The organism is Xanthobacter sp. AM11 (genome assembly GCF_047444035.1).
Lineage (GTDB): Bacteria > Pseudomonadota > Alphaproteobacteria > Rhizobiales > Xanthobacteraceae > Xanthobacter.
The window spans coordinates 3,711,602-3,736,751 of the sequence record NZ_JBLAOA010000001.1; the positions used below are offsets into that span (position 1 = coordinate 3,711,602).

The 25,150-nt window shown below is 69.1% G+C and carries 20 protein-coding genes; 14 read left to right on the forward strand and 6 right to left on the reverse strand.

Annotated elements, in window-relative coordinates:
- Positions 1-110: 110 nt before the first annotated feature.
- From ACI7BZ_RS17000 to ACI7BZ_RS17040, 9 genes are all read left to right on the forward strand, one after another.
- Positions 111-1,643: an acyl-CoA carboxylase subunit beta gene (locus ACI7BZ_RS17000; protein WP_414118335.1), complete on the forward strand. Its 1,533-nt coding sequence runs from the start codon at positions 111-113 to the stop codon at positions 1,641-1,643.
- A 188-nt stretch (positions 1,644-1,831) separates the two neighbouring features.
- Positions 1,832-3,859 carry an acetyl-CoA carboxylase biotin carboxylase subunit gene (locus ACI7BZ_RS17005; protein WP_414118336.1) on the forward strand — a complete coding sequence of 676 codons (2,028 nt, stop codon included), beginning with the start codon at positions 1,832-1,834 and terminating at the stop codon, positions 3,857-3,859.
- Between the two features lie 209 nt (positions 3,860-4,068).
- On the forward strand, positions 4,069-5,298 hold the full coding sequence (locus tag ACI7BZ_RS17010) for a class I SAM-dependent methyltransferase (protein ID WP_414118337.1): 1,230 nt from the start codon (positions 4,069-4,071) through the stop codon (positions 5,296-5,298).
- A 178-nt stretch (positions 5,299-5,476) separates the two neighbouring features.
- Positions 5,477-7,321, forward strand: a complete 1,845-nt coding sequence (locus ACI7BZ_RS17015) for a methylmalonyl-CoA mutase subunit beta (protein WP_414118338.1) — start codon at positions 5,477-5,479, stop codon at positions 7,319-7,321.
- A 102-nt stretch (positions 7,322-7,423) separates the two neighbouring features.
- Positions 7,424-9,580, forward strand: a complete 2,157-nt coding sequence (scpA, locus tag ACI7BZ_RS17020; RefSeq protein ID WP_414118339.1) for a methylmalonyl-CoA mutase — start codon at positions 7,424-7,426, stop codon at positions 9,578-9,580.
- Entirely contained in the window at positions 9,577-10,470 is an 894-nt protein-coding gene (locus tag ACI7BZ_RS17025) for an MBL fold metallo-hydrolase (RefSeq protein WP_414118340.1), read from the forward strand. The genes scpA and ACI7BZ_RS17025 overlap by 4 nt, the downstream gene beginning before the upstream one ends.
- Before the next feature lie 186 nt (positions 10,471-10,656).
- Positions 10,657-11,439, forward strand: coding sequence for a DUF4253 domain-containing protein (locus ACI7BZ_RS17030; RefSeq protein WP_414118341.1), 783 nt, complete (start codon positions 10,657-10,659; stop codon positions 11,437-11,439).
- A gap of 71 nt (positions 11,440-11,510) precedes the next feature.
- Positions 11,511-12,080, forward strand: coding sequence for a hypothetical protein (locus tag ACI7BZ_RS17035; RefSeq protein ID WP_414118342.1), 570 nt, complete (start codon positions 11,511-11,513; stop codon positions 12,078-12,080).
- The gene (locus ACI7BZ_RS17040) at positions 12,061-12,273 is read left to right on the forward strand and encodes a hypothetical protein (RefSeq protein WP_414118343.1); all 213 of its coding nucleotides are present in this window, start codon (positions 12,061-12,063) and stop codon (positions 12,271-12,273) included. Before ACI7BZ_RS17035 ends, ACI7BZ_RS17040 begins: the two co-directional genes overlap by 20 nt.
- Before the next feature lie 10 nt (positions 12,274-12,283).
- On the opposite strand, the gene dxs is transcribed toward ACI7BZ_RS17040, so the two are convergent.
- The 3 genes from dxs to ACI7BZ_RS17055 form a co-directional block, all read right to left on the reverse strand.
- A complete protein-coding gene (gene dxs / locus ACI7BZ_RS17045; protein WP_414118344.1) occupies positions 12,284-14,215 on the reverse strand; it encodes a 1-deoxy-D-xylulose-5-phosphate synthase in 1,932 nt (643 codons plus the stop codon).
- Positions 14,216-14,328: 113 nt separating this feature from the next.
- Positions 14,329-15,207, reverse strand: coding sequence for a glycosyltransferase family 2 protein (locus ACI7BZ_RS17050; protein WP_414118345.1), 879 nt, complete (start codon positions 15,205-15,207; stop codon positions 14,329-14,331).
- Positions 15,208-15,281: 74 nt separating this feature from the next.
- Positions 15,282-15,425, reverse strand: coding sequence for a hypothetical protein (locus ACI7BZ_RS17055; protein WP_414118346.1), 144 nt, complete (start codon positions 15,423-15,425; stop codon positions 15,282-15,284).
- Positions 15,426-15,676: 251 nt separating this feature from the next.
- Here ACI7BZ_RS17055 and ACI7BZ_RS17060 point away from each other — a divergent pair, with 251 nt between their 5' ends.
- The 3 genes from ACI7BZ_RS17060 to ACI7BZ_RS17070 all read left to right on the forward strand — a co-directional run bounded on the left by ACI7BZ_RS17060 (position 15,677) and on the right by ACI7BZ_RS17070 (position 19,009).
- Positions 15,677-16,981 (forward strand): hypothetical protein, encoded by a 1,305-nt coding sequence (locus ACI7BZ_RS17060; protein WP_414118347.1) that lies wholly within the window; start codon positions 15,677-15,679, stop codon positions 16,979-16,981.
- Positions 16,978-17,568, forward strand: coding sequence for a protein-S-isoprenylcysteine O-methyltransferase (locus ACI7BZ_RS17065; protein ID WP_414118348.1), 591 nt, complete (start codon positions 16,978-16,980; stop codon positions 17,566-17,568). The genes ACI7BZ_RS17060 and ACI7BZ_RS17065 overlap by 4 nt, the downstream gene beginning before the upstream one ends.
- A 202-nt stretch (positions 17,569-17,770) precedes the next feature.
- Positions 17,771-19,009 (forward strand): alpha/beta hydrolase family protein, encoded by a 1,239-nt coding sequence (locus tag ACI7BZ_RS17070; RefSeq protein ID WP_414118349.1) that lies wholly within the window; start codon positions 17,771-17,773, stop codon positions 19,007-19,009.
- 19 nt (positions 19,010-19,028) lie between these two features.
- On the opposite strand, the gene ACI7BZ_RS17075 is transcribed toward ACI7BZ_RS17070, so the two are convergent.
- A complete protein-coding gene (locus ACI7BZ_RS17075) occupies positions 19,029-19,325 on the reverse strand; it encodes an exodeoxyribonuclease VII small subunit (RefSeq protein WP_414118350.1) in 297 nt (98 codons plus the stop codon).
- Positions 19,326-19,462: 137 nt separating this feature from the next.
- Between ACI7BZ_RS17075 and ACI7BZ_RS17080 the strand changes: the two genes are divergently transcribed.
- Together ACI7BZ_RS17080 and hisG are read left to right on the forward strand one after the other, a co-directional pair.
- A complete protein-coding gene (locus ACI7BZ_RS17080) occupies positions 19,463-20,620 on the forward strand; it encodes an ATP phosphoribosyltransferase regulatory subunit (RefSeq protein ID WP_414118351.1) in 1,158 nt (385 codons plus the stop codon).
- Complete coding sequence (hisG, locus tag ACI7BZ_RS17085) at positions 20,617-21,606, forward strand: ATP phosphoribosyltransferase (RefSeq protein WP_414118352.1); 990 nt, start codon at positions 20,617-20,619, stop codon at positions 21,604-21,606. The genes ACI7BZ_RS17080 and hisG overlap by 4 nt, the downstream gene beginning before the upstream one ends.
- 128 nt (positions 21,607-21,734) lie before the next feature.
- Here the strand turns inward: hisG and ACI7BZ_RS17090 are convergent, their stop codons facing one another.
- Positions 21,735-22,607, reverse strand: a complete 873-nt coding sequence (locus tag ACI7BZ_RS17090; RefSeq protein ID WP_414118353.1) for an alpha/beta fold hydrolase — start codon at positions 22,605-22,607, stop codon at positions 21,735-21,737.
- A gap of 8 nt (positions 22,608-22,615) precedes the next feature.
- Positions 22,616-25,084, reverse strand: coding sequence for an alpha/beta hydrolase (locus tag ACI7BZ_RS17095; protein ID WP_414119198.1), 2,469 nt, complete (start codon positions 25,082-25,084; stop codon positions 22,616-22,618).
- Positions 25,085-25,150 lie beyond the last annotated feature (66 nt).

A 25,150-nucleotide genomic window follows, 5' to 3' on the forward strand; every position in this document is an offset into this window, starting at 1 on the left:
AGCGGACGTGAATTGATCCGGCGGGACGGAATTGGGGCGAAGCTGGCGCTTCCGCGCCCTCCGGCCCGCCGCTACACTCGACCCATAAACAGCCGAATGAGGGCGGACGCATGAAGGATATCCTCGAAGAGCTCGAGAGCCGGCGCGGCGTCGCCCGGCTTGGCGGCGGCACGCGGCGCATCGAGGCGCAGCACGCCCGCGGCAAGCTCACCGCCCGCGAGCGCATCGAGCTGCTGCTCGACCGCGGCACGTTCGAGGAATACGACACGTTCGTGCAGCACCGCTGCGTGGACTTCGGCATGGAAGACCAGAAGGTCCCCGGCGACGGCGTGGTCACCGGCTGGGGCACGGTCAACGGCCGCAAGGTGTTCGTGTTCGCCAAGGACTTCACGGTGTTCGGCGGCTCCCTCTCCGAGGAGCACGCGCGCAAGATCACCAAGATCCAGGACATGGCGCTGAAGACCCGTGCGCCCATCATCGGCCTGTTCGACGCCGGCGGCGCCCGAATCCAGGAAGGTGTCGCGGCGCTGGGCGGTTATGGCGAAGTCTTCAAGCGAAATGTCATCGCCTCGGGCGTCATTCCGCAGATCTCGCTCATCATGGGCCCGTGCGCCGGCGGCGACGTCTACTCCCCGGCCATGACCGACTTCATCTTCATGGTGCGCGACACGAGCTACATGTTCGTGACCGGCCCCGACGTGGTGAAGACGGTGACCAACGAGACCGTCACCGCCGAGGAGCTGGGCGGCGCCAAGGTGCACACGTCCAAGTCCTCGGTGGCGGACGGCGCCTATGAGAACGACGTGGAGATGCTGCTGGAGACGCGGCGGCTCATCGACTTTTTGCCGGCGAATAATATCGAGGGCGTGCCGGAATGGCCTTCCTTCGACGATCCGGGCCGCTATGATCACAGCCTGGACACCCTGATCCCCGACAATCCCAACAAGCCCTACGACATCAAGGAGCTGATCCTCAAGGTCGTGGACGAGGGCGACTTCTTCGAGATCCAGGCCGCCTACGCCAAGAACATGGTCACCGGCTTCGGCCGCATCGAGGGGCGCACGGTGGGCTTCGTCGCCAACCAGCCCATGGTGCTCGCCGGCGTGCTGGATTCGGACGCCTCCCGCAAGGCGGCGCGCTTCGTGCGCTTCTGCGACGCGTTCGAGATCCCCATCGTCACCTTCGTGGACGTGCCCGGCTTCCTGCCCGGCACCGCGCAGGAATATGGCGGCCTCATCAAGCATGGCGCCAAGCTTTTGTTCGCTTATTCGCAGGCCACCGTGCCGCTGGTCACCGTCATCACCCGCAAGGCGTTCGGCGGCGCCTATGACGTGATGGCCTCCAAGCACGTGGGCGCGGACGTGAACTATGCCTGGCCCACCGCGCAGATCGCGGTGATGGGCGCCAAGGGCGCGGTGGAGATCATCTTCCGCCAGGACATGGGCGACCCGGAGAAGATCGCCGCCCAGACGAAGAATTACGAGAAGCGCTTCCTCTCGCCCTTCGTGGCGGCGGAGCGGGGCTATGTGGACGAGGTGATCATGCCCCACTCCACCCGCCGCCGCCTCGCCCGCGCGCTCGCCATGCTGCGCACCAAGAAGCTGGAGCAGCCGCCGCGCAAGCACGACAACATGCCGGTGTGAGGGCGGGCCTCCGACGGCTCTCTGCGCCGTCCTGACGGGCGGCGCCCCCTCCCAACCCTCCCCCGCAAGCGGGAGAGGGCTTTCCCAACCCGACGCAACGCGGCTCCCTCTCCCGCTTGCGGGGGAGGGCTGGGGAGGGGGAACACGGACTTCAGCAGATTTCAGCGCCCAGGGCGCGGGAGACACAGATGTTCACGAAGATCCTGATCGCGAACCGGGGTGAGATCGCCTGCCGCGTCATCAAGACCGCGCGCCGCATGGGCATCAAGACCGTCGCCGTTTACTCGGATGCCGACAAGGACGCCCTCCATGTGGAGATGGCCGACGAGGCGGTGCACATCGGCCCGCCGCAGGCGGCCCAGTCCTACCTGATCGCCGAGAAGATCGTGGAGGCCTGCAAGCTCACCGGGGCGCAGGCGGTGCATCCCGGCTACGGCTTCCTCTCCGAGCGCGCCTCCTTCCCCAAGCTGCTGGCCGAGCACGGCATCGTCTTCATCGGCCCCAACCCCCATGCCATCGAGGCCATGGGCGACAAGATCGAATCCAAGAAGGCGGCGGCGGCGGCCCATGTCTCCACCGTGCCCGGCTATCTGGGCGTGCTGGAGAACGGCGCCGAGGCGGCCAGGATCGCCGACGAGATCGGCTATCCGGTGATGATCAAGGCCTCCGCCGGCGGCGGCGGCAAGGGCATGCGCATTGCCTACAGCCGCGACGAGGTGCAGGACGGCTTCGACCGCGCCAAGAGCGAGGCCAAGTCCTCCTTCGGCGACGACCGCGTGTTCGTGGAGAAGTTCATCGTCGATCCGCGGCACATCGAAATCCAGGTGCTGGGCGACAAGCACGGCAACGTCGTCTACCTGGGCGAGCGTGAGTGCTCCATCCAGCGCCGCAACCAGAAGGTCGTCGAGGAGGCCCCGTCCCCGCTGCTCGACGAAGCCACCCGCAAGAAGATGGGCGAGCAGGCCGTGGCCCTGGCCAAGGCGGTGGGCTACGACAGCGCCGGCACGGTGGAGTTCGTCGCCGGCCAGGACAAGAGCTTCTACTTCCTGGAGATGAACACCCGCCTGCAGGTGGAGCATCCGGTCACCGAGCTCATCACCGGCATCGACCTTGTGGAGCAGATGATCCGCGTCGCCGCCGGCGAGCCCCTCACCTTCACCCAGGACGAGGTGAAGCTCACCGGCTGGGCGGTGGAAAGCCGCATCTATGCGGAAGACCCCTACCGCAACTTCCTGCCCTCCACCGGCCGCCTGGTGCGCTACCGCCCGCCCCAGGAAGGCAAGGACGGCCCCATCACCGTGCGCAACGACACCGGCGTCTATGAGGGCGGGGAAATCTCCATCTTCTACGATCCCATGATCGCCAAGCTGGTGACCCACGCCCCCACCCGCGCCATGGCCATCGAGGCGCAGGCGGATGCGCTGGATGCCTTCGCCATCGACGGCATCGGCCACAACATCCCCTTCCTCTCGGCGCTGATGGCGCATCCGCGCTGGCAGTCGGGCAACCTGTCCACCGGCTTCATCGCCGAGGAATATCCCGACGGCTTCCACGCCCGCGCCCCCGAAGGCGAGCTGGTGCATTACCTGTCCGCCGTGGCGGCGGTGATCGACCACATCCACAATTCCCGCAAGCGGCAGATTTCCGGCCAGACCTCCGGTGTCACCTGGACCATCGCCCGGCGCCGCATCGTCCAGCTCTCCGCCGGGGAGGCGACGCTCTCCACTCCCTGCGAGGTGGAAGCGGTGGACGGCGGCTACAAGGTGCAGATCTTCGACGCCGACGGCACCCCCGGCCACACCCACCTGCTGCGCTCCTCCTGGAAGCCCGGCGACGTGGTGTGGACCGGCACCATCGACGCCGACCAGGTGGCGGTGCAGGTGCGCCCCATCCCCAACGGCTATGTGCTGGCCCATCGCGGCATCTCCACCAAGGCGCGGGTCTATACCGAGCTGTCCGCCGCGCTGGCGGCGCTGATGCCGAAGAAGGAGAATGCGGGCGGTGGCAAGGAACTGCTCTGCCCCATGCCCGGCCTCGTGGTTTCCATCGCCGTGGTGCCCGGCCAGGAGGTGAAGAACGGCGAGATCCTCGCCATCGTCGAAGCCATGAAGATGGAGAACGTGCTGCGCGCCGAGCGCGACGGCATGGTCAAGGCGGTCCACGCCAAGGCCGGCGACAGCCTTGCCGTGGATGCGGTGATCCTGGAATTCGCGTGATGCTTGCAATGCGTCCGGCCCTGCCCCCTCCCCAACCCTCCCCCGCAAGCGGGAGAGGGAGGTCTACCGGCTGGAGCGGAACAAGCCCTCTCCCGCTTGCGGGGGAGGGTTGGGAGGGGGCCGACCGCCGACTCGAGCACGAGTGCTTCCGCGACAAAGGCAGCAGCGGCGGCTACCTTCTGGCGGCACTCGCCCGGAAGGACTCCTGAATGCGCCTCCTCTCCCACCTCCTCAGCCGCTTCGTGGAGAAGGGCCAGCTCACGGTCCTCACCGCGGACGGCCAGCGCCACGTGTTCGGCTCGGGGCAGGACGGGCCGTCCGTCACGGTGCGGATGCACGACAAGAGACTGGAGCGCGACCTGTTCTTCAATCCCGAGCTGGTGGCGGCGGAGGCCTATATGGACGGCCGCCTCTCCTTCGAGGACGGGGCCGGCGCGTTCGAGCTACTGATGCTGTTCTCGGTGAACCGCAAGGGCCTCGGCTCCCACCCGGTGCAGCAGGCGCTCAGGCAGGCGTGGCGCTCGGTGCGGCGGTTCCAGCAGGCGAACCCGGTGGGCAAGGCGAAGGAGAACGTCTCCTCCCATTACGACCACCCGGCCGAATTCTACCGGCTGTGGCTGGACGAGACGATGGCGTATAGCTGCGCCTACTTCACCCACCCCGACCAGCCGCTGGCCGATGCCCAGCGCAACAAGTTCCGCCACATCGCGGCCAAGCTGAACATCTCCCCCGGCATGCGCGTGGCGGAGATCGGCTCCGGCTGGGGCGGGCTTGCCATCTATATGGCGAAGGAATGCGGGGCGCAGGTCACCGCCATCAACGTCTCGCCCGAGCAGCTGGCGGAAAGCCGGCGCCTCGCCGAGGCGGCGGGCGTCATCGACCGCATCGACTTCCGCGAGGTGGACTACCGCAACCTTTCCGGCAAGTTCGACCGGGTGGTCTCCATCGGCATGATGGAGCATGTGGGCGTCTCCCACTTCGACGAATACTTCACCACCATCCGCAATCTTCTGGACGAGGGCGGCTTCGCGCTGGTGCATGCCATCGGCCGCATGTCGCCCCCCGGCACCACGGCGCCCTTCATCCGCAAGTATATCTTCCCTGGCGGCTATGTGCCGGCGCTGTCCGAAGTGTTCGCCTCCACCGAGCGCACCCATCTGTGGGTGGACGATTGCGAGGTGCTGCGCCTGCATTATTACTGGACCATCCGGGCGTGGCGGCGGAACTTCATGGCGCGCCGCGCGGAAGTGGACGCCATGATGGGCGAGCGCTTCGGCCGCATGTGGGAATTCTACCTCGCCGCGGTGGAGCTGGGCTTCCTGCACGGCTCCAACATGGTGTTCCAGTTGCTCCTCTCCGACAAGCGCGACGACGTGCCGGTGATCCGCGACTACATCGTGGACGCCGAGCGCGCGCTGGCGGCGCGGGAGGGGCGGTGATGGAGGCCTTCGGTGCCGGACATGGGCGCCGGCTGCGCCATGGACCCTCCGGTCAAGCCGAAGGGCGACGCCCTGCCGATTGTCTACCGCCGTCGTGCTCCGGCTTGACCGGAGCACCCATGCCGCGCCCGCAGCCGCCCGCGGCGCGCGAAGCCCAAACCTTTTCGGAGGCCCTGCCATGACCACCCTCCCCTTCGCCCAGGACATCGCCCGGGGCCTTGCCCCCGTCACCCGCGCCGACTGGCTGAAGCTGGTGGAAGGGGTGCTGAAGGGCGCGCCCTACGACAGGAAGCTCGTGACCCGCACCTATGAGGGCCTCGCCCTCGATGCCCTGCCCGAGCGCAAGGCCGACGCCCCCATCGTCGCCGGCCGGCCGGCGGGGGCGCCGTGGGTCATCTCCATGCGGGTGGACCAGGGCGACCTTGCCGCCGCCCATGCCCAGGCCCTGGAGGATCTGGACGGCGGCGCCTCGGGCCTGGCGCTGGTCTATGCCTGCGCCCCCTCCGCTTATGGCTTCGGCCTGCCCGACGGCGCCGACCTTGGCGTGGTGCTGAAGGACGTGCTGCTCGACCTCATCGAGACCCGCATCGAGAGCGGCAATTTCCAGGGCCGCGAGGATGTGCTGGCCTTCGCCGACCATGTGGCGGGGCGCGGCTTCGATCCCAAGGGCATTGCCGCCTCCTTCGGCCTCAACCCGCTGGGGGATTTCGCCGCCCACGGCACCCTGCCCATGGCGTGGCCGCTCCTGGCCAAGCGCTTCGCCGAAACCTCGGCCATCCTCGCCGCCCGCGGCTTCGCCGGCCCCTTCGCCCGGGCCGACGGCGGCGTGTTCCATGCCGCCGGCGCGTCCGATGCGCAGGAGCTGGCGGCGGTGCTGGCCACCATGGTGGCCTATCTGAAGGCCTATGCGGAGGCGGGCATTCCCGTGGCCGAGGCCGCGACCCGCATCGAGGCGGCGCTGGTGGCCGACGTGAACCAGACCGCCACCATCGCCAAGTTCCGCGCCATCCGCCTGTTGTGGGGCGCGGTGCTGCGCGAATGCGGCGTGCCCGAGACGGCGCTGAGGCTGCACGCCACCACCGCCTGGCGCTCCCTCACCCGCCGCGATCCCTATGTGAACCTGCTGCGCAATACGGTGGCCGGCTTCGCCGCCGGCGTCGGCGGGGCGGACAGCGTCACCGTGCTGCCCTTCACCCAGGCGCTGGGCCTGCCGGACGCCTTCGCCCGCCGCCTCGCCCGCAACACGCAGGTGATGCTGCTGGAAGAGAGCAACGTCCACCGCGTGGCCGACCCCGCCGCCGGCGCCGGCGCTGTGGAGGCGCACACGGACGGGCTGGCGGAAAAGGCGTGGGACCTGTTCCGCACCATCGAAAAGCGCGGCGGCATGGCCGACGTGCTGGAGGACCGCTGGCTGAAGGCCGAGATCGCCGAGGTGAAGGCCAAGCGCGACGCGGATGTGGCCACCCGCCGCGCGCCCATCACCGGCACCTCGGAATTCCCCATCCTGGTGCAGGAGATGCCCGAGGTGCTCAGCCCCCTGTCGCCCGAACCTGTCCCGGTGGCCGACGGCGCGCTGGCGCCCAGCCGCATCGCCGAGGCCTTCGAGGTCCTGCGCGACACCGCCGAGGCCGCGCCGAAAGCTCCGTCGGTGTTCCTCGCCACCCTCGGCCCGGTGGCCGCCTTCACCGCCCGCGCCACCTTCGCCAAGAATTTCTTCGAGGCCGGCGGCATCTCGGCTGCGGTGCCGGACGGCTTCGCCGATCTCGACGCGCTGGTCGCCGCCTTCAAGGCCTCGGGCACGCCCTTCGCCTGCCTCGTCTCCTCCGATGAAGTCTATGGCGCCGAGGGCGCGGCGGCGGCCGAGGCGCTGAAGGCCGCCGGCGCCGCCGCCGTCTGGCTCGCCGGCAAGCCCGCCGCCGAGCTTCAGGCGGCGCTGGCGCCGGCCGGCGTGACCGATTTCATCTTCGCCGGCTGCGACGCCCTGGAGACGCTCACGCGCGCCCAGGCGGCGGCGGGGATCTGAGATTGGCGCCTCCCGAGCGGGGGCGCCCCTTCGACACCAACGCCCCTCCGATGGAGGCGGCACTGCATTTGCGCTAGGATGAAGCGCGACAGGATGGATGCCATGAGCCGGATCCCCAACTTCGCCGATATCGACTGGCGCGCACCGGAAGCGGCGGCGCCTGTGGCTGCGGCCGCCCCCTGGATGACGCCCGAGGGCATCCCGGTGAAGCCGCTCTACGGCCCGGCGGACATCGAGGGCCTCGGCTATATCGACACCTACCCCGGCATCGCGCCCTTCCTGCGCGGGCCTTATGCGCCCATGTATGCGACCCAGCCCTGGACCATCCGGCAATATGCCGGCTTCTCCACGGCGGAGGATTCCAACGCCTTCTACCGGCGCAACCTCGCCGCCGGCCAGAAGGGGCTTTCGGTGGCCTTCGACCTCGCCACCCATCGCGGCTATGACTCCGATCACCCCCGCGTTGCCGGCGACGTGGGCATGGCGGGCGTCGCCATCGACAGCATCTACGACATGCGCACCCTGTTTTCCGGCATCCCGCTGGACCAGATGAGCGTGTCCATGACCATGAACGGCGCGGTGCTGCCCATCCTCGCGCTCTATGTGGTGGCGGCGGAAGAACAGGGCGTGGCGGCCTCCAAGCTTTCCGGCACCATCCAGAACGACATTCTCAAAGAATTCATGGTGCGGAACACCTATATCTATCCGCCCGCACCCTCCATGCGCATCATCTCGGACATCTTCGCCTATACGTCGAAGGAGATGCCGCGCTTCAACTCCATCTCCATTTCCGGCTACCACATGCAGGAGGCCGGGGCGACGCAGGATCTCGAACTCGCCTACACGCTGGCGGACGGCGTGGAATATGGCCGCGCCGGCGCCGCCGCGGGCCTGCCCATCGACGTGTTCGCGCCGCGCCTCAGCTTCTTCTGGGCCATCGGCATGAATTTCTACATGGAGGTGGCCAAGCTGCGCGCCGCCCGCCTCCTGTGGACGCGGCTGATGACCGACCTCGGGGCCAAGAACCCCAAGTCCCTGCCGCTGCGCACCCATTCCCAGACCTCCGGCTGGTCGCTGACCGCGCAGGACGTGTTCAACAATGTGATGCGCACCGCCATCGAGGCCATGGCGGCGACGCAGGGACAAACCCAGTCGCTGCACACCAATGCGCTGGACGAGGCCCTGGCCCTGCCCACGGACTTTAGCGCCCGCATCGCCCGCAACACCCAGATCCTGCTGCAGCAGGAGAGCGGCACCACGCGGCAGATCGACATCTGGGGCGGCTCCTATTTCGTGGAGAAGCTCACCACCGATCTTGCCGCCAAGGCCTGGGCCCATATCCAGGAGGTGGAGGCGCTGGGCGGCATGGCCAAGGCCATCGAGGCCGGCATTCCCAAGCTGCGGATCGAGGAGGCGGCGGCCACCACCCAGGCCCGCATCGACGGCGGGGCGCAGACCGTGGTGGGCGTGAACAAGTTCAAGCCGCAGCGCGACCGCATGATCGACGTGCTGAAGGTGGAGAACGCCACCGTGCGCGCCGCGCAGATCGAGAAGCTCAACCGCCTGCGCGCCGAGCGCAACCCCGCCGAAGTCGCCGGCAAGCTGGAAGCCCTCACCAACGGCGCGGCCGGGGGCGGCAACCTTCTGGCGCTGGCCATCGACGCCGCCCGGGCCAAGGCCACGGTGGGCGAGATTTCCGACGCGCTGGAGAAGGTGTTCGGCCGCCACCGCGCCGAGATCCGCGCCATCTCCGGCGTCTACAAGCGCGAGGCTTCCGCCATGACCGACAAGGTGGGCAAGGTGCAGAGACTGGTGGAAGCCTTCGAGCACGCGGAAGGCCGCCGCCCGCGCATCCTGGTGGCCAAGGTGGGCCAGGACGGCCACGACCGCGGCCAGAAGGTGATCGCCTCCGCCTTCGCCGACCTCGGCTTCGACGTGGACATCGGCCCCCTCTTCGCCACCCCCGAGGAAGCCGCCCGGCAGGCGGTGGAGAACGACGTTCACGTGGTGGGAATCTCCTCGCTCGCCGCCGGCCACCTCACCCTCGTGCCGGCGCTGAAAAAGGCGCTGGAGGCGGAAGGCCGCCCCGACATCATGGTGGTGGTGGGCGGCGTGGTGCCGCCGCAGGATTACGAGGCCCTGCGGGCGTTCGGCGCCGAAGCCATCTTCCCGCCCGGAACCGTGATCGCCGACGCGGCGAAGGAGCTCATCGGCACCCTCTCCCAGCGCCTCGGCCACACTCTCGAAGCGGCGGAGTGAGCGGGGCGCAGGCCACCAGCCCCGGCTCCACCCTTCGGGTGCTGGAGCCGGCACCGCACCTGCTCGCCTTCTATGACGGGCGGGTGCCGGGGGTGCGCCTGCACGGGCCGCACGAAAACTGGCTGGACGACGGCGCCTACGCGCTGGGCATCGCCTCCTATGCTCTGATCGACGGCGGCGAGGCCCTCGTCTACGACACCCACATCTCGCTGCCACACGCCCGCATCATCCGCCGCACTTTGGAGGAGAAGGGCGCCCGGCGCATCCGCGTGGTGCTGAGCCACTGGCACGACGACCATGTGGCCGGCAACGCGGTGTTCGCCGATTGCGAGATCATCGCCAATGGTGCGACGGATGCCCTGCTGCGGGCCAACCGCGCCCGGCTGGAGGCGGCCGACCCGCCCATCAAACCGCTGGTGCTGCCGAACGTGCTGTTCGAGGAACGGCTCCGCCTGATGGTGGGCGCCGTACCGGTGGAGCTGATCCACCTGGACATCCACAGCCGCGACGGCACCGTGGCGCTGCTGCCCGGCGGCGTGCTGCTGGCCGGCGACACGTTGGAAGACCCCATCACCTATGTGGACGAGCCGGACCGCCTCGCGGTGCATCTCGAAGGGCTGGACCGCCTCGCCGCGCTGGGGGCGACCCGCATCCTGCCCAACCACGGGGCGGAAGAGGTGATCGCCGCCGGCGGCTACGGGCCGGGGCTGATCGACGCCACGCGGCTCTATGTGGAGAAGCTGCTGCGGCTGAAGGGGGAGCCGGCGCTGGCGGCGCTGGATTTGCGCACCTTCGCGGCGGAGGCGTTCGCCACCGGGGCGATCGGGTATTTCGAGCCCTATGAGGCGGTGCACCGGAGGAATGTGGAGTCGGTGCTGGGGGTGGCCTGACACACATTTGCAGTGCAACATGGCCATGCTCCGCGCCGATCTTTCGACCCGGAGCACAGCGCAATGAGGTGGCTGTCGCGTCTCTTCAGAAAGCCGGCCACGCCGGAGCCTCAGGACCCACCGGGAGCGACGCCCGGTGGCGTCGCAGCAACGCCGGATCCGAAGCCGGCGTCCCGGGACGCAGGGGTGGCCGTTTCCCCGAGCCTGGCCGCCGCAGCCTTCCCCGTGAGGCAGGTGCCGGCCGAAGCAGCGGCCGACGCATGGCTGGCGGAACAGGCGGCGGGCCGGCGCGCCGGCTTCTCCCCCCTTCTATTCCTGCCGCATGCCCCACCCCCGTGGGCGGACGCGGCGTCGGCGGCTTCCGCCCACGTCTTCGCAACCGATGAAATCATCGCCGCTTATGTTTCGCGTCTGGTCTATGAGGAATGGGCGCTGCGCCAGCCCGGCGAAACGCCCGGCTTCGATGCCGCTAGCCCAGACGCAGTGGAAGCTGCGCTCGCCGCCCACAAGGGCCATGTGCCGGGCGATCCCTATTCCTACGTGTCACCGGATTTCGACGCCGTACGCGAACGGCCGGCACCCCTTGAACCGGAAGGCCTGCGGCTGCGGATACTGGAACCACCTCCGAGCTTCAGTCACCCCGGGCCGCAGGTCGCGATTGCGCGCATTCCAACCGCAGAAAGCTGGCGTCTGCCCCTGTTCGCGGGCTTCGGCGGCTGGAACGCCGTCCCCCGGCCGGCAGAGATCGCGGCCTTCGCGCAACGCTGGAAGCGCCTGCACGGCGCCGACATCGCCGCCATCACCACCGACACCATGGAATTCATCGTGGCCGAACCGCCCGCCGCTTTCGAGGCCGCGCGGCGCCTCGCCATGGAACATGCCCTGTTCTGCCCCGAGGATTTCGGCGATCTGGACGTCTATGTGGCCCGCCTGCGCACGGCGCGCACCTGGTCCTTCTGGTGGGATTGAGGGCGGGCGGCCCGGCGCCCACTTTGCGAAATCCCACGGTGCGCCTTTCTTCGCCGGTGAGGAGCGAAGCAATGAGACTTGCCGCATTCGACATGATGATGGAGGAGTGGACCGCTGCTCCCATCATCCGGCAGACGGCCAACGACAACACCGCAGATGTTGCGCATCTGCGCGCCGAGATCGAGCGCGATGTGGAAACGTTTCAGCAGGAAACGGACCGTTGGCTTGCGAGCATGTGGAAACGCATAGCCACCCTCGAAGAAACGTTCGAGCAGATGGCGTCCGACGATACGGCATCCGCCCGCAACCATGCCGAATCTCTCCTGTGGCCCGCCGCATCGGCAATGCAGACGCGGTTGGTGCAAGTCACCACAGCTGGCGATAAAGTCCGAAACGCCTTTGAAGATGCGATGCGAGATTTTGCACAGCAACATCCACTCTCGGCCGATTTGGCGCAAAGAGGGGCGCTGAAGATCGCGGAAATTGGAGCCATCCAGCGCAAAGCGCGGGCCGGGATGTATTTCCACATTCTTGACCTCGCCGAGAAATACGCCCCGAACACCCGCGCCGCCTCAATCGAAGCCTCGGTGAAACGCACGCTCAAGAGCTATTCGGTGGTGAATGACATCCTCGCCCGTTGAGCCCGACTGGCTCGGCGCCTTGGACATCATTGTCATCAACGCGGTGGTGGTCGCCGCCACCGGTGAGCCGCATGCCCTGATCCGCCCGGCGGAGTTGGAAAGCGCGGCCGCACGCCCGCTCAACGCCTGGCAATATGAGGACGAACAAGACATCCTATTGAAGGATCGGGCAGTGATCGTGCCGCGCCGCTGAACGCCCGGATTCACCCCGCCTTGTGCAGCCCCAGCCCGGCCTTCGCCTTGCCCACCAGCCCCTCCACCTTGGCCACGATGGCGTTGGCGTCGAGGCCGGCTTCGGCCAGCTGGCGTCCTTGCGTGTCGTGGTCGATGTAGATGTCCGGCAGGACCATGGCGCGCACCTTCACCGCGCCGCGGTCCAGCGCTCCCTCGTCGGTGAGGAGCTGGAGCACCTGGCTGCCGAAGCCGCCGATGGAACCTTCCTCGATCGTCACCAGCGCGCCATGGCCGGCGGAAAGCTTCAGCACGAGATCACGGTCGATGGGCTTGGCGAAGCGGGCGTCGGCCACGCTCACGGCAAATCCCGCCGCCTCCAGCCGCTCGGCGGCGTCGAGGCAGGCGGCAAGGCGGGTGCCGAGCGACAGAAGGGCCACATCGCCCTCCCCCGTGCCGCGGACGATGCGCCCCTTGCCGATGGGCAGGATTTCGCCCCGCTCCGGCCGCTCGATGCCCACGCCCTCGCCGCGCGGGAAGCGCACCGCGCTGGGGCCGTCGTCATGGGCCACCATGGTCGCCATCATGTGGGTCAATTCCGCCTCGTCGGCGGGGGCCATCACGGTCATGCCCGGCAGGCAGGCCAGGAAGGCGATGTCGAAGGCGCCCGCATGGGTCGCCCCGTCCGCCCCCACGAGGCCGGCGCGGTCGATGACGAAGCGGACGGGCAAGCCCTGCAGGGCCACGTCGTGCACCACCTGGTCGTAGCCGCGCTGCAGGAAGGTGGAATAAAGCGCGCAGAAGGGCTTGAAGCCCTCGGTGGCGAGGCCGGCGGCGAACGTCACCGCATGCTGCTCGGCGATGCCCACGTCGAAGGTGCGCTCGGGATACACCTGCCCGAACAGGTCCAGCCCCGTGCCCGAGGGCATGGCGGCGGTGATGGCCACGATCTTCGGGTCGCGCCGCGCCTCGCAAATGAGGCTTTCCGCAAACACGCGGGTGTAGGACGGGGCGTTGGACTTGGCCTTCACCTGGGCGCCGGTCACCACGTCGAACTTGACCACGCCGTGATACTTGTCGGCGCTGGCCTCGGCGGGGGCGTAGCCCTTGCCCTTCTGGGTCACCACATGAACCAGGATCGGCCCGGTCTTGGCGTCCCGCACGTTCTTGAGCACCGGCAGCAGGTGGTCCAGATTGTGCCCGTCGATGGGGCCGACATAATAGAAGCCCAACTCCTCGAACAGGGTGCCCCCGGTCCAGAAGCCGCGGGCGAATTCCTCCGCCCGCTGGGCGCCGCGCTCCACGAACTTGGGCAGGTGGCCGGCAATCTGCTTGCCGATCTCGCGCAGCGAGCGGTAGGTCTGCCCCGAGATGAGCCGCGCCAGATAGGCCGACATCGCCCCCGTGGGCGGGGCGATGGACATGTCGTTGTCGTTGAGGATGACGATGAGGCGCGAATCCATGGCGCCGGCATTGTTCATGGCCTCATAGGCCATGCCCGCCGACATGGCGCCGTCGCCGATGACCGCCACCACGTTGCGTTCCTCGCCGGAGAGGTCGCGCGCCACCGCCATGCCCAGCCCCGCCGAGATGGAGGTGGAGGAGTGCGCAGCGCCGAACGGGTCGTAGGCGCTTTCCGAGCGCTTGGTGAAGCCCGAGAGGCCCCCGCCCATGCGCAGGGTGCGGATGCGGTCGCGCCGGCCGGTGAGGATCTTGTGGGGATAGCACTGGTGGCCCACGTCCCAGATGAGGCGGTCGTGGGGGGTGTTGAACACGTGGTGCAGGGCCACCGTCAGCTCCACCACGCCAAGGCCCGCGCCCAGATGCCCGCCGGTGACGGACACGGCGTCGATGGTCTCGGCCCGCAGCTCCGCCGCCAGCTGGGCGAGCTTTTCCTGCGGCACGCGCCGCACGTCGGCGGCATCCTTGATGGTATCGAGCAACGGGGTCTTCAGCGACGTCACGGATCACTCCGACCGGTCCAAGCCGGGACAGCGAGCCTTACACAGCACGCTGGTGGTATGCAACGTACATTGGAGCCGGGCAACCCGCCGGTCCCTGATGCCCGGCAAGGGTTTCAGGGCGCGAGCGGGGCATTGCGGCACGGCCCGTCGAGGCATCCGGCGAGCTTGCCGGCGCGGATGGCGAAGCGGTGGAGATCCAGGCAGGCCAGCGCCAGCAGGCATCCCCCCGCCAAAGTGATGAGCCGTCCGGCCCGCCCCCGCGCCCGGTGGTATTTCGCCAGCACATACAGTTCGGAATGCATCTTGGCCCGGTTGGTGCGGAAGGTGTGGGCGAAGCTGGGCGTGCTGGAGCGCCCGCCCGCATGCACCACCCGCGCCTGCGGCACCACGATGATGGGAAGCCTGCGCGCCAGCGCCCGCAGGGAGAGGTCGTCGTCCTCGTGGTAGAGGAAGATGGCCTCGTCGAAGCCGCCCAGAGCGAGAAAGGCGGCCCGCTCCACCAGGAAGGCGGCGCCGTGCACGAAGCGGGTGCAGTAATCGCCGGCAATGTCCTGCGGCGCGAGGCGCGCACGCCGCGGCACCTTCTCCAGAATGGAGCCTTCCTTGCGCATCAGCCGGCCGTTCTCGCCGACGATGGCGGGCATGAAGATGCCGCCGCCATAGGCCCGCGCGGCATCGAGCAGGCGCGCCACCGTGTCCGGCGCCAGCTCCGCGTCGGGATTGAGGAACAAGACATAGGGGGTGGAGGCATGGCGCGCGCCGGCATTGCAGGCGGTGCCGAAGCCGGCATTGCGCGGCAGCGGCAGCAGATCCACCGCCCGCGCCAGGCCATCGCGCCAGGCGGTGCCCTCCGGGCTGGCATTGTCCACGATCACCACCGCGCAGTCGGCCGGCACGCTGGCCACGGCGCGGGCGATGACGGCGCCGCTGTTGTAGGTCACGAACACCACGGTGACGGCAGGCGGGCCGAAAGCGGCAATTGCGGCGGACACGGGCACCTCGAACGCTCCTCGCCGCAGCCGGAACCCCCGCGGCCCGCCCTTCCTGCCCCCGCCGACCCGCGAACTCAAGCCTGCGCGGCGGAAACCGCCAGCGTGCGCACCTTTTCCGAAGGGCCGGTCCAGGACTGGGCGCGCAACGGGCCGGGAGCGGGAGCGGGAAAGGGCAGCTTGCGCCTTCGCGGCAGGCCGAGGAGATCGCGCAGCTTCATTCTCGCCCTTTCGGAAGGCGCCCGGAGCGGGTGCCCGCCGGCTCATGTCCCATTAACTGAAGGAGAATGCACCGTAAAGTTGCCCGCCGCAGGGTCGGGGAACGGGCCTGGAAGCATCCGCCGCCACGCGGCGCACCAAAGCCCCCGGCCCGCTCCTGCCCGCAGGCGGAAGCGGGCACCAGGGCGCGGGCGCCTCCACCCCCACGCCGGCAGGCTGGCCTTCGCCGGCCGAGTTCGCTAGAAGGCGCCGCATGCGGGAGGTCCCAGGAACGCGCATCGGCCGGCGCCACGTCTTCTTTGTCGCGGGCTACGATCCCATGGCCGCGGACGGGCACCACCGCATCTTCACCCGCGAGTTGAACCGCTTCGGCGCAGTGTGGGGCGTGCGCACGCGCTGCGACGACGCCGAACCCGTGGCGGTGCCCACCGGCGCCTTGTGGCACACCCAAGCCGCCGGCCCCGACTGGCACACGCACACCACCTTCGAGCTTCTGGCCTGGGACGATCTGGTGCGCGCCGACATGGCCCGCCCGGCCCGCGCCCATCTTGCCGGATCGGTCCGGGCGCTGGCGGACATGGTGGCGAGCGGCACCCTTCTCAATTATTTCCGCACCAGCCGGCGCTACGGCATCTTCTTCCTGTTCACCTATCTGCTGCTGCTCGCCTTCTGGGCGATGGCGCTGGCCGCCGGCGTCGTGGCGGCGCAGGTGGCGTTGCCCCATGCGGGAGCGGCCGGCGCGGCCGCGGCCGGGCTTGCGGCGGCGCTCGCCGGCGGCGCCCTGCTGCTGCGCTGGCCCGGCCGCCGCTTCCGCCTGAAGCAGTCGCTGGACCTTGCGGAATTCTCGGTGGATTTCGTGCGCGGCCGCCATGGCGAGGTGGACGACCGCATCCGCGCCTTCGCCGGGCGGCTCCAGGAGGTGGAGCGCGCCGCCGCGGCGCAGGGGGTGGAGGAAATCATCGTCGCCGGCCACAGCCTCGGCGCCATGCATGCGGTGAGCGCGGTGGCGGCGGCGCTGGCGGACCCGGCGTTCGGCACACGCGTGCCGGTGCGCATCCTCACCCTCGGCAGCACCACGGCGAAATTCGCCCTGCATCCGGCGGGCGGGCGCCTGCGGGCGGCGGCCGCCACGGTGGCGGCGGCACCGCAGATCGGCTGGCTGGACATCCAGTCGCGGGACGACATCGTTTCCTTCTACAAGGTCAATCCCGTCACCCTCGGCCCCGCCACCTTCGCTCCACCGCTGCTGCCGGCGGGGGATTTCTCCGCCCGGCCGGTGCTGCGGCACGTGCCCATCCGCGACATGATCTCCCCCGCCGTGTACCGGCGGCACTGGTTCGACGTGATGCGCCTGCACTGCCAGTGCTTCCTTTCCGGCGACATCCGCTCCAGCCACGATTTCAACGCTTATGTGTGCGGGCCTCTGGCCTTCGATATCCTCGCCGCACACGCCAACGCCCTGCGCGCCTTCCTCCTCCCCGACGGCAGCCTGCGCCCGCTGGCGCGCGACGCGGAGGGGCGCGTCCAGCCCGCCAACAAAGCCGGAAGCCCCCCATGAGCCTTCTCACCTTCGCCAAGATCGCCTGGGCGCTGGGCGTCGTCGCCTGGTACGTCATGCGCATGCCGTTCGAGCGCAAGGCGAAGCGCCAGCGGGTGGCGGATGCGCGCCACCGCACCGCGCGGGAGATGACGCTGCTCACCCTCTCCACCACCGGCCTTGGCATCGTGCCGGCGGTCTATGCCCTCACCTCCTGGCCGCGCTTTGCCGCCTACCCGCTCAGCCTGGCGCAGGTGGTGGCGGGGGTGCTGGTGTTCGCCGCCGCGCTCTGGCTGTTCTGGCGCACCCACCGCCAGCTCGGGCGCAACTGGTCGGTGACGCTGGAGATCAAGGACAAGCACCAGCTCATCACCTCCGGCGTCTATGCGCGGGTGCGCCACCCCATGTATTCCGCCTTCTTCCTGTGGGCGCTGGCGCAGGCGCTGCTGCTGCCCAACTGGATCGCCGGCCCGGCCGGGCTGATCGGCTTCGGCACCCTGTTCTTCTTCCGCGTGGGGCGCGAGGAACAGATGATGCGCGAGGCCTTCGGCGCCGAATATGAAGCCTATGAGAAGCGCACCCGGCGCATCATCCCCGGGCTCTACTGAGAGAGCCGGAACGAAGGGCGAATCGGGGCGCGCCACCGATTCGCTCACCCTGCGTTCACGCCGCGTGCCGGGGCAGGCGGCGACGGCGTCCCGAAACGGGACACGGCCGCGATCAGAATCGGGAAACCCCGCGGCGGTATTGTTTGCCTGCCGGCCCCCGAGCCGGCCCCCAGCGCCCCGGCGCCTCCCACGCGAGACCGCAATGCGTCTTCCTTCCCGAATCCTCGCCGCCGCCCTGGCGCCGCTCGGCGCGGCCCTTCTGTCGCTCGGCGCGGTCCTTGTGCCGGCGCCTCCGGCCCGGGCCCAGGAGGCCGCCCCCGTCGCCGCGGGGGTCTCCTACAGCCTCATCGGCCGCTGGGACGCGGACCGGCTGAACCAGGTGCTGACCACGGACGCCGCCAAATTCTTCGGCGTCCCGGTGGCCTACACGCCCGCCCGCAATGCCGTGCGGCTCTACCGGATCACCTACCCGTCGGTGATCCCGGAAATGGCCAACAAGCCGACGCTGGCCACCGGCCTGCTGGCCATTCCCGACACCGGGGAGACGCGCTTTCCCCTGCTTTCCTACCAGCACGGCACGGTGTTCGGGAAACAGGAGGTGCCCTCCGTACCCGACCAGTCGCCCGAGACCCAGCTCGTCCTCGCCCAGTTCGCGGGCCAGGGCTATGCGGTGATCGGCGCCGATTATTTCGGCATGGGCGGTTCGGCGGAAAAGGAAGGCTATCTGGTCAAGGAAAGCCACCAGCAGGCCACCTACGACATGCTCATCGCCGCCCGCGCGGTGCTAGCGCAGATGAAGCTTTCCCCCTCCAAGCTGGTGCTGGGCGGCTGGTCGCAGGGTGGGTTCGTCACCATGGCGCTGCTGGAGAAGCTGGAGGGGGTGGGCGAGACCGTGGCCGGCGCCGCCACCGCCAGCGCCCCCTTCGACGGCTTCGCCACCCTGAGCGGCTTCCTCGATTTCCCGCGCAGGAACGACGCCGGCTGGGTGCCGACGCTGTTCATCCTCACCGCCTTCTCGTTCGAGACTTACTACGGCCTGCCGGGCCTCGCCCAGTCGCTCCTCACGGCGGATCATTACGAGCTGTGCCGCAAGGCCTATGCCCGCGAGCCGTTCGATCCGGCGCAGATCCCCACGGATCTCAGGACGCTGGTGCGGGCCGAATATTTCGACCCGCGCTTCTTCGCCGCCTCGGCCTATGGCCGCATCCTGCTGCAGAAGACCAACGCCTATCGCTGGATCATCCAGAGCCCGGTGCGCAATTATTTCGGCGCCGCCGACGAGGTCATCACCACCGGCCAGGGGCAGGCCGCCATGTATTACCAGCGCTCCATCGGCGCCGGGAACACCAAGGTGGAAGCCATCTCCACCGGCGACACCACCCATCGCGGCACCTTCGCCACCGCGGTGCCGCAATGGAAGGCCTGGTTCGACGGGCTGTGAGGGGCGAAGCCCGCGCCCCTCACCCTTCCGGGTCGAGGGGGCGGGTGCCCACCGGGCGGCCGTCGGCGTCGCGGGTGATGGTTTCCACCCGCGCCTCGGCAGCCTTCAGCAGCGCCTCGCAGCGCGCCTTGAGCGCCTCGCCCCGCTCGTAGATGGCGATGGATTCGGCCAGCGGCACATTGCCCTTCTCCAGGCTGGAGACGATGGCCTCCAGCTCGGCCAGCGCCTCCTCGAAGCTCAGTTTCTCCACGCCCGCCGCCGCGGCCGCCGCCCCCTTGGCCTTGCCCGCGCCGCCGCTTCCTGTCGCCTCGGCCATGGCCGTCTCCCGCTGATTCACGCGCCGCCACCATAGACGAGAGCGGCGCCGGGCTTAAGGTGGCGTTGCGCCGGCGGGGTGGCCGCGGCGCCCCGCCTTTGCTAGAAGCCCGGCAAACCTGACGGAAACGCACATCCATGTTGCCCGCGGCCGTAGCCGACCCCCGAGATGCCTCCAGCCTGGAAGACGCGCTGCTCGCGTGCTTCGACGCTGCCGGATTCACGCGCCTCAACCCACCCATCCTGCAGCCGGCGGACGTGTTCCTCGACCTGTCGGGCGAATCCATCCGCCGCCGCATGTATCTGACGGTGGACACCGAAGGCCGGGAGCTGTGCCTGCGGCCGGACCTGACCATTCCCGTGGCCCGCGCCGTGCTCGACGAGAAGCTGCCGCTGCCGGCGAAGGTGAGCTATCTGGGGTCCGTCTTCCGCTTCCGCGGCGAGGGGTCCGGGGAGTTCCGCCAGGCCGGGGTCGAATCCTTCGGCCGCGCCGACATCGAGGCGGCGGATGCGCAGATCCTCGCCCTCGGCCTCAATGCCTGCGCCGTCTACGGCCTCGCCCAGCCGGAGATCCGCCTGGGGGACGTGGGCCTGTTCGCCGCCCTGCTGGAGGCGCTGCCCCTCGCCCCAGCGCTGCGCCGGCGCCTATTGAAGGATTTCGGCCAGGGCCGGCTCGACACCGACCTGACGCAGCTGGCCGCCCGGCCGCAGGAAGGTGCCGCCGCCCATGCCGGCGTGCTCGCCGCCCTGACCGGCGCCGACCCCGCGGCGGCCCGCGCCCTCATCACCGACCTGCTCTCCATCGCCGGCATCTCCACCGTGGGCGGGCGCTCGGTGTCGGAAATCGCCGAGCGCTTCCTGGAGCAGTCGGCCCTGGATGCGGGCGGCGGCGTCTCCCGCGAGACCGGGGAGATCCTGTCGCGCTACCTCGCCATCTCCGGCTCGCCCGACGAGGCCTCCGCACGGATGCGCGCGCTGGCCGCGGAAGCAGGCATCGATTTGTCCGCCGCCCTCGGCGTGTTCGACCGGCGCACCGGCTTTCTCACCGCCTACCAGGTGAACCTTGCCGACGTGCGCTTCTCCACCGCCTTCGGCCGGCCGCTGGATTATTACAGCGGCATGGTGTTCGAGCTGCACGATCCCACCGGCCGGGCCGCCGGCCCGCTGGTGGCGGGCGGGCGCTACGACCGGCTGCTCTCGCGCCTCGGCGCGCCCGAATGCGTGCCGGGGGTGGGCCTCGCCGCATGGGTGGAGCGCCTCGCCGCCCTCGATCTGTCCCGGGAGGCCGCACGATGACGAGCCCGCTCATCCTCGCCGTACCCTCCAAGGGACGGCTGCAGGAGAATGTCCACGCCTTCTTCGCCCGCGCCGGCATGCCGCTGACCCAGGCCCGCGGCGCCCGCGACTATCGCGGCGCGCTGGGCGGGGTGGAGGGGGTGGAGGTGGCCTATCTCTCCGCCTCGGAAATCGCCGCGGCTCTGGCCTCCGGCGGCGCCCATCTCGGCGTCACCGGGGAAGACCTGGTGCGCGAGAACATCCTGGAGGCGGACAGCCGCGTGGCGCTGCTGGAGAAGCTGGGCTTCGGCCATGCCAATGTGGTGGTGGCGGTGCCGCAGGCCTGGATCGACGTGCGCACCATGGACGACCTGGACGACGTGGCGAGCCACTTCCACGGCCGCACCGGACGGCGCATCCGCGTCGCCACCAAATATGTGAACCTGACGCGCGGCTTCTTCGCCCGCCACGGCATCGTGGACTACCGCATCGTGGAGAGCGCCGGCGCCACCGAGGGCACCCCGGCCGCCGGCACCGCCGAGCTGATCGTGGACATCACCACCACCGGCGCCACCCTCGCCGCCAACGCGCTGAAGGTGGTGGACGACGGCGTGATGCTGAAGTCGGAAGCCAATCTCGTGGCCTCGCTCACCGCCGGCTGGGGCGCCGGCGCGCTTTCCGCGGCGCGCGCCATGTTCGACCGGCTGGGCGCGGAAAAGCGCGCCCGCACCATGCGCGAGGTGCGCACCCGCTTCGCCTGCTGCGACAATTCGCTGGTGGATGAGGCGGTCACGGCCTACCGCTGTGTAGCCCCGTTCGGCGGTCCCACCTCCTCGGGCATGCTCACCCTGCACTGCCCGCCGGACACCTTGCACGGCCTCGCCACCTTCCTGCGCGCCCGCGGCGCCAGCATGGTGACGGTGGGACCCATCGAATATGTGTTCGCCGCCGACAACCCCCTGTTCGAGGCGCTCCAGGCCCGCCTTGAGGCCCGCCTCGGCGGCTAGAGCACGCGCCGATCAGCTTGCAACGCAAGCTGATCGGACAACGCGTTCTCTATCCCTAACTGAGAGCACCGGGGCAAGGTCGGGAGCGGGCCCGGGCCATCCATGCCCGGGACCGCGGCGGCCGAAGGTCAGCCCGCCGCGCCGCCCGTCAGGCCGCCGAACCAGGCGCCGAAGAAGCCGGCGTAAAGCTCCGGCGCTTCCAGGTTCATGGAATGGCCGATGCCGGGAACCGCCACGAAGCGGCAATGGGGCATCACCTGCGCCATCTCCTCCAGGGTTTCCGGCGCGATGATGTGGTCGTTCATGCCCCAGGCCACCAGATGGGGATGGCGGATGGCACCCATCTGCGCCTTCAGCTCCCCGCTCTGCGCCTCCCGGGTCAGGGTGTCCGGCGTGCCGAACCAGATGCCGTCCGACACCGCGAAGGTCTGGGCGACGATGCGCTCGAACAAGGCGGCGCGGTCCTCAACGCCCGGCCGGAAGCGGGCCGGCCCCTCGGCCAGGCTCTCGGGCACGAACAGGCTCATGGCGGTGGAGGCCATGACCTGCCGGGTGAGGGCGAGATCCGCCTTCATGGCTTCGAAAAAAGCGACCTGCGCGGGCGCAAACGCAATGCCCTGCGGCCCCACGGGGGAGAGCGAGAACACCCGGCCGAAGCGCTCGGGCGCCTTCAAGAGCATCCGCGTGGAGATGATGCCCCCGGTGGAATGGGTGGCGAGATGGCAGAAGCCGATGCCCAGGGCGTCCAGCGCCGCCAGCATGTCGTCCGCATGGCGGGCGATGGAATAATTGGAGAAATCGGCCAGCGGGGCCGGCTTGTCGCTGTCCCCGCAGCCGCGCCAGTCGATGGCGATGGTGCGCACGCCGCGCGGAAAATGCGGCGCGGCCAGCTCGATCCAGTCCTTGCTGGCCAGATTGCCGTGGAGGAAGAGGACGATAGTGTCGCCCTCCCCCCAGTCCCGCCAGGCCAGGGTCACCTCGCCTGCCTGCACCTTGTGCATGGCCGCTCCTATTTGTTGAGGCCGGTGGGCGCGGCTGCCTTGGCCTCGGCGGGGCCGGCGGCGGCCGGCGCGCCATGGATGAGGCGATCGACGCCGGCCGGCGTGCCGGTGGCGACCCGTCCGGTTTCCACAAAGTCCACCACGTCTTCCGCGAAGGCCACCGGCTCGTCGGTGTGGATGAAATGGGCGGTGCCGGGATAGATCTTCAGCTGCACGTCGCCCCCGGCCGCATTCATGCGGCGCATGAAGGGCAGGATGAGCTGGCGGGAGAGGTCGTTCAGCCCGTTGAAGGCGTGGCCGGGAATGAACGGCTCCTTGTCGCCGAACGCGAGGAAGATGGGGGTCTTGATCTCGGTGAGCCGCTTGTAGAGGCTTTTGGGGTCCTTCTCCTGCAGCTCCGCCACCATGGCGTAGATGTCGAAGATGAACACGTCCACCCACTGCTGCAGCTCGCGCGGGTCGCCCTTGATCATGCCGATGCGCTGGGCCGTGTGCAGGCGGGCATATTCGCTGTCGCGCAGGAAGTAGCCCGAATCCTGGGGCGTCACCGCGCCGGTGACGGGATCGCGGCGGCGGAAGTGGAAGAAGTCGTCGATCTGCTGGGCGGTGAGGTTCTTCTCCCGCTCGCGCAGGCCGGTCTGGTCCCACGTCTTCTTCCAGGCGTCGAAATCATGGGCGAAGGCGGGATCGAACAGGTCCAGCTTCTTGCCGGGCGCGACCGTGACCTCGCGGGGATATTCCTCCAGGCCCGCGGGCGCCTCCAGGATCAGCCTGGACACCGCCTCGGGCCAGGCGAGGGCATAGCCGAGTACGATCTGCCCGCCCATGGAGTGGCCGAGATAGGCGGCCTTGCCCACCTTGAGCTGGTTGACCACCACCTCATGCAGCACCTCCCGCATCTCCTGCAGGGTGCGGGCGGGGCTCTTGTCCAGGTTGCCGGGGCCGGACATGCCGTAATGGGGCATGTCCACCGCGATGACCCTGAGGCCGCGCTGCAAGGCGATGCGCATGATGTTGCCGTAATGGCCGCTGAACGCGCCCTTGCCATGGACGATGACCAGCACGTCGGGATTGGCGGACGTGCCGGCATATTCGTCCATGTAGCCGATGTCCCAGGCGATGCCGCGGCTGTCCTTGGCCGTGGTCTTCTTCACCGGGAAGGGATAGGTGACGAAGCTGTTCCAGAACGACTTGTCCGCCGTGATGCCGGCGGCGACGCCCGGATTGCGGTAGGTCTTGGCCACCAGATCCTGGTTGCGCGTCAGGCGCGACACGTCGCCGAGGAAGCCGGCGACCACCGGGTCGAACTCCCGATTCTTCAGGATGGAGAACACGCCATAGTGCGCCACCGGGCTGCGCTCATGCACGAAATCGGCGCCCGGCACCTTCTCCACCGTGCGCTTGGCCCGGTCGAAGGTGAGCCACTGGTCGTTCTCGATATGCATCACCAGCGTGCGGGCCTTGATGCGGCCGAGCTGGGCATTGATGTTGTAGGTCTCGCCCGCGCGGTTGCGCCACAACAGGTCCACCGCATCGAACAGCAGCGCACGCTTGTTCACCGCGGCGCCGGCCTGCGGGGTGGGCGGGTTCCAGTAGAACACGTCCGGCTGCACCTTGGCCCAGTCCTGCTGGGAGCGGAAATCGAAGTCGAATCCGGTCAAAAGCAGCACCGACCAGCCGAACGCGACCCCCTGGTTGGGGTGCTTGTCCTTGGGCAGGTTGTAGTAATTGCCGCCGGTGGCGCGCCACTGGGGATCGCTCTCGATGGCCGCGGACATGAGCTGGAAGGTCCAGTTGCCCACCGGGTCGCCGCCGTCCGACTGGCTGGTGCCGCCCACCGGCATGAGGCCATTCATGAAATCGGGGTGCATGACGCCCCAGACATAGGTCTGGGTGGCGCCCATGGAGGCGCCGGTCACCAGCGCCGCGCGGGACACCTTGAGGTGGTCGCGCAGCATGCGGTAATTGGCCTGCACCATGTCCTGGTAGCTGTATTGCGGGAACTTCTGCCCCAGCCCGTCGGACGGCTTGGAGGTGCCCCACAGGCCCAGCGCGTCGGTGATGACCACATAATATTGGTTGGTGTCGATGGCCTTGCCCGGCCCGATCACCGGCCCACCCGACAGCGCCGTGCCCTCCACCCACTGGGCGTACATGTCGGTTGCGTCGCCGGAATAGAAGGAATTGACCACCACCGCATTGGTGATCTCCCCGGCCGCGTTGCGCACCGGGGTGCCCAGGGTGATGTAGGCGGTCTTCACCGGCGCCGCGCCGAGCGACTCCAGGGTGGTGCCGCCCTCCCCGCCATGGGCCCATTTTTCCGGGGTATCGAGGTCGTAGCGTCCGCCGATGCGGAAGTTGTCGATGCTGTAGAAGTTCTTGAGGTGGCAGAGGCGCTCCTGCGAGCAGGTGGCGGTGATCTTGAGGGCCGGCGCCGGCGTCGCCGGGGCGGCAGTCTGGGCGTAGGCGCAGGGCATGGCGGCGAGCAGCGCAAGGCCGATCGCAAGGGGGAATCTCATGTCCGTCTCCCGGGGCGCTCTTGT

What these genes read in the sequence shown, in the direction of transcription:
- ACI7BZ_RS17000 (WP_414118335.1), top strand. Translation starts at nt 111, where the DNA reads ATGAAGGATATCCTCGAAGAGCTCGAGAGCCGGCGCGGCGTCGCCCGG.
- ACI7BZ_RS17005 (WP_414118336.1), top strand. Translation starts at nt 1,832, where the DNA reads ATGTTCACGAAGATCCTGATCGCGAACCGGGGTGAGATCGCCTGCCGC.
- ACI7BZ_RS17010 (WP_414118337.1), top strand. Translation starts at nt 4,069, where the DNA reads ATGCGCCTCCTCTCCCACCTCCTCAGCCGCTTCGTGGAGAAGGGCCAG.
- ACI7BZ_RS17015 (WP_414118338.1), top strand. Translation starts at nt 5,477, where the DNA reads ATGACCACCCTCCCCTTCGCCCAGGACATCGCCCGGGGCCTTGCCCCC.
- scpA (WP_414118339.1), top strand. Translation starts at nt 7,424, where the DNA reads ATGAGCCGGATCCCCAACTTCGCCGATATCGACTGGCGCGCACCGGAA.
- ACI7BZ_RS17035 (WP_414118342.1), top strand. Translation starts at nt 11,511, where the DNA reads ATGAGACTTGCCGCATTCGACATGATGATGGAGGAGTGGACCGCTGCT.
- ACI7BZ_RS17040 (WP_414118343.1), top strand. Translation starts at nt 12,061, where the DNA reads ATGACATCCTCGCCCGTTGAGCCCGACTGGCTCGGCGCCTTGGACATC.
- ACI7BZ_RS17055 (WP_414118346.1), bottom strand. Translation starts at nt 15,425, where the DNA reads ATGAAGCTGCGCGATCTCCTCGGCCTGCCGCGAAGGCGCAAGCTGCCC.
- ACI7BZ_RS17060 (WP_414118347.1), top strand. Translation starts at nt 15,677, where the DNA reads ATGCGGGAGGTCCCAGGAACGCGCATCGGCCGGCGCCACGTCTTCTTT.
- ACI7BZ_RS17065 (WP_414118348.1), top strand. Translation starts at nt 16,978, where the DNA reads ATGAGCCTTCTCACCTTCGCCAAGATCGCCTGGGCGCTGGGCGTCGTC.
- ACI7BZ_RS17070 (WP_414118349.1), top strand. Translation starts at nt 17,771, where the DNA reads ATGCGTCTTCCTTCCCGAATCCTCGCCGCCGCCCTGGCGCCGCTCGGC.
- ACI7BZ_RS17075 (WP_414118350.1), bottom strand. Translation starts at nt 19,325, where the DNA reads ATGGCCGAGGCGACAGGAAGCGGCGGCGCGGGCAAGGCCAAGGGGGCG.
- ACI7BZ_RS17080 (WP_414118351.1), top strand. Translation starts at nt 19,463, where the DNA reads ATGTTGCCCGCGGCCGTAGCCGACCCCCGAGATGCCTCCAGCCTGGAA.
- hisG (WP_414118352.1), top strand. Translation starts at nt 20,617, where the DNA reads ATGACGAGCCCGCTCATCCTCGCCGTACCCTCCAAGGGACGGCTGCAG.
- ACI7BZ_RS17090 (WP_414118353.1), bottom strand. Translation starts at nt 22,607, where the DNA reads ATGCACAAGGTGCAGGCAGGCGAGGTGACCCTGGCCTGGCGGGACTGG.
- ACI7BZ_RS17095 (WP_414119198.1), bottom strand. Translation starts at nt 25,084, where the DNA reads ATGCCCTGCGCCTACGCCCAGACTGCCGCCCCGGCGACGCCGGCGCCG.